The sequence below is a fragment of the Sphingomonas endophytica genome, from assembly GCF_001476895.1.
In the GTDB taxonomy this organism is placed as follows: domain Bacteria; phylum Pseudomonadota; class Alphaproteobacteria; order Sphingomonadales; family Sphingomonadaceae; genus Sphingomonas; species Sphingomonas endophytica_A.
On record NZ_LDTB01000085.1, the window covers coordinates 1 to 8,350 of the forward strand.

Sequence of the window (8,350 nt, forward strand, 5' to 3'; positions counted from 1 at the left end):
GGATGGGTATAAGGGCTGGGACCGGGACGGGCGCGGGGATCGCGGGCCGGGGATGGCCCCGCCACCGCCGCCGCGGGATCGCGCGGGCGTGGCACCGCCGCCTCCGGCCGGGCGTGACTGGCGCGGGGTGCCCGACGATCAGCGACGCTGGGACGATCGCCGCCGCTGGGACGGCGTGCGCCGCCCGCCGCCGCCCGCCGGCGACTGGCGGAGCGAGCGCGACGATCCGCGCGCGCGTTTCGGGTTCAGTCGTCCGGGGTCGCCCGGCATCTGGCGGTCGGAGCGCGACCAGCGCTGGGATCGCGAGTGGCGGCGCGAACCGCGTTACGACTGGCGCGGCTATCGGGCGGAGCGCCGCTCGCTGTTCCGGCTGCCGCGCTATTACGCGCCTTACGGCTGGGACGGCGGCTATCGGCGGTTCGGGCTGGGCGTGCCGCTGGCGCCGATGCTCTACACGCCGCGCTACTGGATCTACGATCCCTGGGCCTATCGCCTGCCGGACGCCGACGAGCCGTATCGCTGGGTGCGCTACTATAACGACGCGCTGCTGGTCGATATCGAGGACGGGACGGTCGTAGACGTGATCTACGGCATCTTCGAGTGACGGGTTGACGCAGGTCACTTGAATCGCGCGCGGCGGCGCGCGACACCGGCAGGGTCATGGCGATTACGACCCAGCCCCCCGGCCACCCGTCCGCCGCGCGTGCCGCGATCGGCGCGGCGGTGGCGGCGCGGCTCGATGCCGATCCGCGCATGCAGCGCCTGCCCAGCGACGATGTCGCGGCATGGCGCTGCGTCGATTTTCTGGACGCGGCCAATTGCGACTGGCTGGTGCAGGTGATCGACGGCAACCGCCGCCCGTCGACCTTGTTCAGCGATCGTGGCGGCCCGGGCAGCCGTACCAGCGACAGTTGCGACATGGACCGTTCCGCCGATGGCATCCGCCAGATCGACGCCTATATCGCCGCGTCGCTGGGAATCGCGCCCGAGTTCGGCGAGACGATGCAGGGGCAGCGTTATGCGCCCGGCCAGCTGTTCCGCGCGCATCACGATTATTTCCACGAGGCCGAAAGCTACTGGCCGGCGATGCGCGAGAATGGCGGGCAGCGTACCTTCACCGCGATGATCTATCTCAACGAGGTGGAGGAGGGCGGCGCGACCTGGTTCCCGAAGGGCGGGCTGCGGGTCGCGCCGCGCAAAGGGATGCTGCTGGCGTGGAACAACATGGCGGCGGACGGCAGCCCCAATATCGCGACGCTGCACGAGGGGATGGCGGTGCTGGAGGGCACCAAATACATCATCACCAAATGGTTTCGCGAGGCGCCGTGGGGACGTCGGCCGCGCGCGAACGGGGCGGCATCGTGACCGAGCCGCTCGACGCCATTCCCGGCGCGGTCGTCGCCGCCGCGACGCGCGTGCTGGAGGCGGCGTGCGCGCGTGACCTGTCGATCGTCACCGCCGAAAGCTGCACCGGCGGGCTGCTCGCCTCGCTGCTGACCGATGTCGAGGGAGCGAGCCATGCGTTCGAGCGCGGCTTCGTCGTCTATTCCAGCAAGGCGAAGTGCGAGTTGCTGGGCATCGCGGCGGAGCAGATCGACCGCTGCGGCGCGGTGAGCGAGGATGTCGCACGCGCGATGGCGGAGGGCGCGCTGCGGCATTCCGACGGCGATGTCGCGCTGGCGATCACCGGTTTCGCCGGGCCGGGTGCGCCGGGCGACGAGCCGGGGCTGGTTCATCTCGCCTGTCGCCGTCGCGACGGCGTGACATGGCACCGGGAGTGTCATTTCGGCGATGTGGGGCGCGGGGCGGTGCGGGGTGCGGCGCTGAAGGTCGCGCTGGAGCTGCTGGAGCGCGCGGTGGCGTAGCGGGGGTGTCGCTTCCGTCTGTCGGACGGGTTCGTGCCCTTTGCAAACGTCCCCTCGTCATGCCGGACTTGTTCCGGCATCCACGGCGCCGCACACCAAAACGCGGATGAGCGGGTCGAAGAGTGGACCCCGGAACAGGTGCGGGGTGACGTGCCGAGTGGGGTGGGCAAGGCGATCCTCGCGGAGGTCCTGGCCCGTTCACGGATGTGAACGTCGATCCCCACCGCCCGCAAGCCGCTTTCCTTCGTTCCGCGCGGGTCGTAGAAGAGCCCATGCTTCAGGCCAGCCCCGGTTTTTCGCTTTCGACCCGTCCGGCCGCGATCGCGCGCTGGCTGTATGTCGTCGCCGCGCTGATCGTCGCGATGGTGGTGGTCGGCGGGATCACGCGGCTGACCGAATCCGGGCTGTCGATCACGCAATGGAAGCCGATCAGCGGCGTCGTGCCCCCGCTGAACGACGCGCAATGGCAGGCCGAATTCGCCAATTACCAGCGTATCCCGGAATATCAGCAGCTCAATCGCGGCATGACGCTGGCCGGGTTCAAGGCGATCTTCTTCTGGGAATATGTCCATCGCCTGCTGGGGCGGGTGATCGGGCTGGCGTTCGCGATCCCGCTGGTCTGGTTCGCGGTGAAGCGGCAGATCCCGCGCGGTTACGGCTGGCGGCTGACCGCGCTGCTGGCGCTGGGCGGATTGCAGGGCGCGATCGGCTGGTGGATGGTCGCATCCGGCCTGTCGGTGCGCACCGACGTCAGCCATCTGCGGCTGGCGACGCATCTGGGCACCGCGCTGTTCATCCTGGGCGGGATCGTCTGGACCGCGCGCGACCTGACGGCGCTGGCCGCCAATCCGCTGGCGCATCCGGCGCGGCTGGGTGTCGGTCCGGCGCTCGCGATCGGCGCGCTGGCCGTGCAGATCGTGTTCGGCGCGTTCACCGCCGGGCTGGACGCCGGCTATGCCTTTTCGAGCTGGCCGTTGATGGGCGACGCGCTGTTCCCGGCCAACGTGCCGATGGTGACGCCGGCGTGGCGCAACGCGATCGACAATCCGATCGTCGTCCAGTTCCTCCACCGCTGGATCGCATTCGCGGCGGCGGGGGCGCTGGTGTGGCTGGCCTATCGCGCGCGGGCGGCGCGGGCCGGGGGCGTGGCGGCGGTGCTGGTCGGACTGGTCGGCCTCCAGATCGCACTGGGCATCGCGACGCTGCTGAGCGGGGTGGAGATCGTCGTCGCGGTCGCGCATCAGGCCAATGCCGCGCTGCTGCTGATCGCCACCGTCGTCGCCGCGCACGCCGTCAGCCTCCGCCGCGCGTGATCGCGCGCGGGCTGGCGCTGGCGGCGTTGCTGGCGGCCGGCACCGGTGAGGCGCGCTTCGCGCCGCGACGGGACTCCCCCTATCGTCTGACGCGCGTCGAGGAGCGTGACGAGGGCGGGAGGACGCGGCGGTTCGTCAGCGCGCGGCAGGTCGTGTTCACGCGCGACGCGGACGGTGGCTATCGCGCGCTGGTCACGCTGGAGACGGCGAGCGATAGCCAGGCCGACAGCGCGTTTGCGGCGCTGGCGCGCGCGATGGCGGGGGCGCCGCTGGTGGTGTTGCTGGACCGCGCGGGGCAACCGCGCGCGGTCCGCGATCTCGACGCGATCTGGGGACGGCTGCGCGCCGGGATCACAGAAGCGGCCACTGACCCCGCGCTGCGGGAAGCGCTGTGGCGGTTGCACGATGGCGCCACGACGACGCAGCGCCTGCAGGTGGTGGCGGGGCCGCTGCTGGCGGTGCTGGCCCCCGACGACGCGGACCGGGTCGCCGGCACGCGCCCCGTGACACTGCCGGCGGAGGGTGTCGGCCCCGCCATGGCGATGACCGGCGAGGAAACGGTCGCGCGCGATGGCGGGCGCATCGTCGTCACCACGACCGCCACGGCGCAGGGAACGATCGGCGTGCGCCGGCTGCGGCGCATGCGCGTGGTCGATCGGCGCAGCGGACTGGTCGTCGAGCAGCGGGACGACCAGCGACTGGAGGCGTCGGGACGCAGCGTCGGATCGCGGACCCGTATTACCCTCACGCCCGCGCCGGTATCATAATACCCGTCAGCAAAGCCGCGCAAATCTTGACATTGGCGGGGCCGCACGGCATTGGGCCGCCATCGGCGCGCACACCCGGCGGGGTGGCGCGTCCTTTCTGTTTCGACGCGAATATGAAGGTCACCAGGCACCATGAAGGCGCTGATGAAGACCACCAAGTCGGCCAAGCCGCATGAGGTGGAAAAGAAGTGGCACATCGTCGACGCCACCGACCTCGTGGTCGGTCGTGCGGCGGTGGTGATCGCCAACGTGCTGCGCGGCAAGCACAAGACCAGCTTCACCCCGCACGTCGATTGCGGTGACAATGTCATCGTCATCAACGCCGACAAGGTGCGCTTCACCGGCAACAAGCTGGCCGACAAGGTCTATTACAAGCACACCGGCTATGCCGGCGGCATCAAGGGCATCACCGCCGCCAAGGTGCTGGAAGGCCGCTTCCCGGAGCGCGTTCTGGAGAAGGCCGTCGAGCGCATGATCCCGCGCGGTCCGCTGGGCCGTCAGCAGATGCGCAACCTGCGCATCTTCACCGGTTCGGAGCACCCGCATGCGGCGCAGAACCCGGAAGTCCTCGACATCGCCGGCATGAGCCGCAAGAACAAGGTGGGCGCATAATGTCCGACAACCGCCAGTCGCTTTCCGATCTGGGCGCCGCTCTCCAGCAGCAGCGCGAGACCGCGGTCGAGCAGGCCGACACCACCGCCCCCACCTCCGCCGAGGCCTATCTGGCCGGCGACGTGCAGGAGCCGGTGCAGCGCGCGCCGCTGCGTGCGCAGGAGATCGACAAGTACGGCCGTGCCTATGCGACCGGCCGTCGTAAGGACGCCGTCGCCCGTGTCTGGCTGAAGCCGGGTTCGGGCAAGATCACGATCAACGGTCGCGACCAGGAAGTCTATTTCGCGCGTCCGACGCTGCGTCTCGTCATCAACCAGGTGTTCGGCATCACCGAGCGCGAAGGTCAGTATGACGTGATCTGCACCGTCAAGGGCGGCGGTCTGTCGGGTCAGGCCGGCGCGGTGAAGCACGGCATCAGCCAGGCGATCACCCGCTACGAGCCCGCGCTGCGCGCTCCGGTGAAGGCGGCCGGCTTCCTGACCCGCGATCCGCGCGTCGTCGAGCGTAAGAAGTACGGCCGCGCCAAGGCGCGTCGTAGCTTCCAGTTCTCGAAGCGCTAAGACACGGGCGGTCCCGGACTGCCGATGCGGTCCGGGAAGCGGCCACAACCGGCGGCGATGTCCGGCGGCGTGGCGCACCAGCCGATGGTACGAAGGGGCGGTCCGGCGACGGGCCGCTCTTTTCGTCTGAGGACGGGGTGGCTGGCGACAGGGGGCCCGCGCGATGGGCGGTGATCCTGTCACCATGTCGTCGCTGTTCTCACCTATCGTCCAGACCATGACGCCGACGAATCTGCTCCTGCCCACCTACCGGCAGATGCTGAAGACGCTGTCCGGCCTGATCGACACGGCGCAGAAGCAGCTGCCGGATCGGGCGGAGAGCCTGCTGACGGCGCGGCTGGCGGCGGACATGCTTCCGTTCGCGGCGCAGGTGCGCTTTGCGGCCTTCCAGGCGCAGGAAGCCATCTTCAGGCTGCGTGGCGAACCTTTCCCCGAGTGGCTGGAGGTCATCGCCGCGGAAGGGCGGAACGCCGCGGACGCCCCGGGGACGATCGCCGATGCCATGATCCGGCTGCAGGACGCGCTATCCTTCCTGACGGAGGTGCCCGACGATGCGCTGGATGCCGGTGCCGAGCGCCCGATCACGATCGCGTTGCCGGGAGGCTTGACGTTCGACCTGACGGGCGAACAATACGCACGAGACTGGGCGCTGCCGCAATTCTATTTCCATGTCGTCACCGCTTACGCGATCCTCCGCCATCGGGGCGTGGCGATCGGCAAGGCGGATTATGTGCCGCACATGTTCGCCTATCTGCGGCCGGGGACGACTGCCGCAACCTAGGGGCGATCGACGGAGGGCGCGGTCCCGTCTCGCCGCGATCGTGCTGCGACCATCGGCCGGAGGTTCGCTGTCCACCAGGCGCGCGGACCCGTGCGCGCTGGGAACGGGAGCCACGTCGTCGCCCGGGCGCGACAGGCGATGTCGAAGGCCCCGGATTTCCGCCGTCGCGGGAAGGACGGAGGCGCCCGTCTATGCCGAGCCGCCCTCCGCCAGGAACGCGCGCAGCCGGTCGGCCATGTCCTGCAACGTCACCTGTCCGATGTCGCCGCCGGTGTCGCTGTCGCGCAGCAGCTCGGCGATCGCGAGCTGGATCTGCGTGATATGGTCGATCCGTTGCAGGCTGCCCATGTGGCGCCGCAGCGTGTCGCCGTCGCTCCCCAGGTCATAGGCCAGATCGGCCAGCATGCTCGACGCGAGCACCAGCTCGGCCGCCAGCGCCCGGGCCAGGGGGCGGGGGACACCCGCCGCCGCGACGAACTCCCCCGCCGGCGCGCTCATTTCGAGCACATCTTCATGACGTTGGTGACGAGCGCGTCGGTCGCGACCGGCTGCGACACCATGCCGCGCGTCAGCGTGAAGCCGCCGCCCTCGGCCGGTGCGAAGGCATAGCCGCCGGCCGCGTTCATTGCGCGCAGCCCGCCCGCGCCGTCCTCGTTCGCATCGAGCAGCAGCACGCCGACCGCATTGGCCGCCGCCGCCTTCGCCGCCGAGGCGAACAGCAGCGAGATCGACGGGCGCTCACCCGCGACGGGATCCTTGGGCAGCAGCCGCAACGTGCCGTTCGGCCAGCTGTCGATCACCAGATGCGCGTCGCCGTGCGGGGCGAGATAGATCGTGCCCTGTTCCGGCTTCATGCCGTCGGTCGCCACGACCACCTTGGGCGCGACCTGTTCGGCGAGCTTCTCGACCATGCTTTCCACCAGCCCCGCGCCCAGATGCTGTACCACCACGGTCGGCGGGCAGTTCGCGGGGAAGCCGGCGAACAGGTCGAAGATCGACTTGGTGCTCGACGCGTCGCCGCCGACCAGCAGCAGGCGACCGTTCCAGTCGATCGGCGGGGACTTGGCGGCCTTCGGCGCGCTCTTCGGCTTCAGTTCGGCCTTCTTGGCCGCCTTCAGCCGCTTGGCCAGCTTGGCGATGATCGCGTCCAGTTCGGCCGGCGCGGCGACGCGCGGCTTCGGGAAACAGTCGATCGCGCCCAGCCGCAGCGCCTCGATCGATTCCGCCGCGCCGTCCTGCGTCCGGGTCGAGAACATGATGACCGGCATCGGTTTGCTGTCCATGATCTCGGCCAGATATTCGAGGCCGCTCATGCCCGGCATCTCGACGTCCAGCGTCATCACGTCGGGGCGGGCGCTGGCGACCAGCTCGCGCGCTTCCGCCGCGCCGTCCGCCATGCCGACCACCTCCACACCCGGAATGCGCTCCAGCGCACCGGAGATCAGGGCGCGCATGGTCAACGAGTCGTCGACCACCAGTACTTTTGTTCCAGCCATGATCCTGTCCTAAACTAAACGCATAAACTGACGGTAATCAGGCGGCATCCGCCATGGCGGCGCGCTCCACCAGCCGTTCCAGCGCCAGCACCAGGATGAGGCGCTGGTCGATGGTGGCCAGCCCGTCCAGGAACTGCTGCGCGGCCGTGTCGCCCATGTCGGGCAGCGGCTGCATATCCTCGGTCTGGACGGTGACGATATCGTTCACCGCGTCGACGATGATGCCCTGCAACTGTTCGCCGATCCGCACCACGATGATGACGTGGCGCGCGGTCGGATCGGTCATGCCCCAGCCCAGGCGGTGGCGCAGGTCGAGCACCGGCAGCACGACGCCGCGCAGGTTCACGACGCCGCGCACATGGCTGGGCACGTTGGGCAGCGGGGTGGCGGGCGACCAGGCGCGGATTTCGCGGATCGCCATGATATCGACGCCGAGATACTGGTCGCCGAGCTGGAAGGTGATGAGCTGACGGGACATGGGCGGGTTCCTCGTGGAAATCAGTGCAGCACGCGGCGGATCGCGGCGGCGAGCTTTTCGGGGTGGAAGGGCTTCACGATCCAGCCGGTCGCCCCGGCCTGGCGCGCGCGCTGCTTCTTTTCGTCGGAGCTTTCGGTGGTCAGCACCAGGATCGGCAGCGTGCGGCGGCCGTCGGCGCGGACGTTCTCGATCAGCCCGAACCCGTCCATGCGCGGCATGTTGATATCGGTGATGAGCAGGTCGGGTTCGTCCTCCTCGTCGAAGGTGGCGAGCGTTTCCAGCGCATGGACGCCGTCCTCCGCCTCCACGACGTTGTAGCCGAGATCGGTCAGCGCGGCACGCAACAGCATCCGCATGCTGGGCGAGTCGTCGACGGTCATGATCGTCTTGGTCACTGGCACTGGCTCCTGGGCAGTATTCGGGTCATCTCAGAAGAACTCGACGTCGCCGAGCGACGCGGGTGGCGGAGGCGGCGGGG

12 protein-coding genes are annotated in these 8,350 nt (G+C 69.5%); 8 read left to right on the top strand and 4 right to left on the bottom strand.

Annotated elements, in window-relative coordinates:
- From NS334_RS15865 to NS334_RS15900, 8 genes are all read left to right on the top strand, one after another.
- A partial coding sequence (locus tag NS334_RS15865; RefSeq protein WP_153002774.1) for an RcnB family protein occupies nt 1-604 on the top strand: 604 nt, incomplete at its 5' end.
- A gap of 56 nt (nt 605-660) precedes the next feature.
- A complete protein-coding gene (locus NS334_RS15870) occupies nt 661-1,365 on the top strand; it encodes a prolyl hydroxylase family protein (protein ID WP_058756926.1) in 705 nt (234 codons plus the stop codon).
- Nucleotides 1,362-1,865: a CinA family protein gene (locus tag NS334_RS15875; protein WP_058756933.1), complete on the top strand. Its 504-nt coding sequence runs from the start codon at nt 1,362-1,364 to the stop codon at nt 1,863-1,865. The genes NS334_RS15870 and NS334_RS15875 overlap by 4 nt, the downstream gene beginning before the upstream one ends.
- A 272-nt stretch (nt 1,866-2,137) precedes the next feature.
- Nucleotides 2,138-3,178: a COX15/CtaA family protein gene (locus tag NS334_RS15880; protein WP_058756927.1), complete on the top strand. Its 1,041-nt coding sequence runs from the start codon at nt 2,138-2,140 to the stop codon at nt 3,176-3,178.
- Nucleotides 3,175-3,945: a hypothetical protein gene (locus NS334_RS15885; protein WP_058756928.1), complete on the top strand. Its 771-nt coding sequence runs from the start codon at nt 3,175-3,177 to the stop codon at nt 3,943-3,945. The genes NS334_RS15880 and NS334_RS15885 overlap by 4 nt, the downstream gene beginning before the upstream one ends.
- Nucleotides 3,946-4,077: 132 nt before the next feature.
- A complete protein-coding gene (gene rplM, locus NS334_RS15890; protein ID WP_083500548.1) occupies nt 4,078-4,557 on the top strand; it encodes a 50S ribosomal protein L13 in 480 nt (159 codons plus the stop codon).
- On the top strand, nt 4,557-5,117 hold the full coding sequence (gene rpsI / locus NS334_RS15895; RefSeq protein WP_083500549.1) for a 30S ribosomal protein S9: 561 nt from the start codon (nt 4,557-4,559) through the stop codon (nt 5,115-5,117). The genes rplM and rpsI overlap by 1 nt, the downstream gene beginning before the upstream one ends.
- A gap of 217 nt (nt 5,118-5,334) precedes the next feature.
- Nucleotides 5,335-5,898, top strand: a complete 564-nt coding sequence (locus NS334_RS15900; protein WP_058756936.1) for a DUF1993 domain-containing protein — start codon at nt 5,335-5,337, stop codon at nt 5,896-5,898.
- Between the two features lie 189 nt (nt 5,899-6,087).
- Here the strand turns inward: NS334_RS15900 and NS334_RS15905 are convergent, their stop codons facing one another.
- Genes NS334_RS15905 through NS334_RS15920 form a run of 4 tightly spaced genes read right to left on the bottom strand, consistent with a single transcriptional unit; the run spans nt 6,088 to nt 8,267 of the window.
- Nucleotides 6,088-6,396 (bottom strand): hypothetical protein, encoded by a 309-nt coding sequence (locus NS334_RS15905; protein WP_058756929.1) that lies wholly within the window; start codon nt 6,394-6,396, stop codon nt 6,088-6,090.
- Nucleotides 6,393-7,394 (bottom strand): chemotaxis protein CheB, encoded by a 1,002-nt coding sequence (locus tag NS334_RS15910; RefSeq protein WP_058756930.1) that lies wholly within the window; start codon nt 7,392-7,394, stop codon nt 6,393-6,395. The genes NS334_RS15905 and NS334_RS15910 overlap by 4 nt, the downstream gene beginning before the upstream one ends.
- 37 nt (nt 7,395-7,431) lie before the next feature.
- Nucleotides 7,432-7,872, bottom strand: coding sequence for a chemotaxis protein CheW (locus NS334_RS15915; protein WP_058756931.1), 441 nt, complete (start codon nt 7,870-7,872; stop codon nt 7,432-7,434).
- A gap of 20 nt (nt 7,873-7,892) precedes the next feature.
- Nucleotides 7,893-8,267, bottom strand: coding sequence for a response regulator (locus tag NS334_RS15920; RefSeq protein WP_058756932.1), 375 nt, complete (start codon nt 8,265-8,267; stop codon nt 7,893-7,895).
- Nucleotides 8,268-8,350: the final 83 nt, after the last annotated feature.

Bases quoted from the DNA above. Each gene is read 5' to 3' on its own strand.
- NS334_RS15870 (WP_058756926.1), top strand. From the start codon at position 661: ATGGCGATTACGACCCAGCCCCCCGGCCACCCGTCCGCCGCGCGTGCC.
- NS334_RS15880 (WP_058756927.1), top strand. From the start codon at position 2,138: ATGCTTCAGGCCAGCCCCGGTTTTTCGCTTTCGACCCGTCCGGCCGCG.
- rplM (WP_083500548.1), top strand. From the start codon at position 4,078: ATGAAGGCGCTGATGAAGACCACCAAGTCGGCCAAGCCGCATGAGGTG.
- rpsI (WP_083500549.1), top strand. From the start codon at position 4,557: ATGTCCGACAACCGCCAGTCGCTTTCCGATCTGGGCGCCGCTCTCCAG.
- NS334_RS15900 (WP_058756936.1), top strand. From the start codon at position 5,335: ATGACGCCGACGAATCTGCTCCTGCCCACCTACCGGCAGATGCTGAAG.
- NS334_RS15905 (WP_058756929.1), bottom strand. From the start codon at position 6,396: ATGAGCGCGCCGGCGGGGGAGTTCGTCGCGGCGGCGGGTGTCCCCCGC.
- NS334_RS15910 (WP_058756930.1), bottom strand. From the start codon at position 7,394: ATGGCTGGAACAAAAGTACTGGTGGTCGACGACTCGTTGACCATGCGC.
- NS334_RS15915 (WP_058756931.1), bottom strand. From the start codon at position 7,872: ATGTCCCGTCAGCTCATCACCTTCCAGCTCGGCGACCAGTATCTCGGC.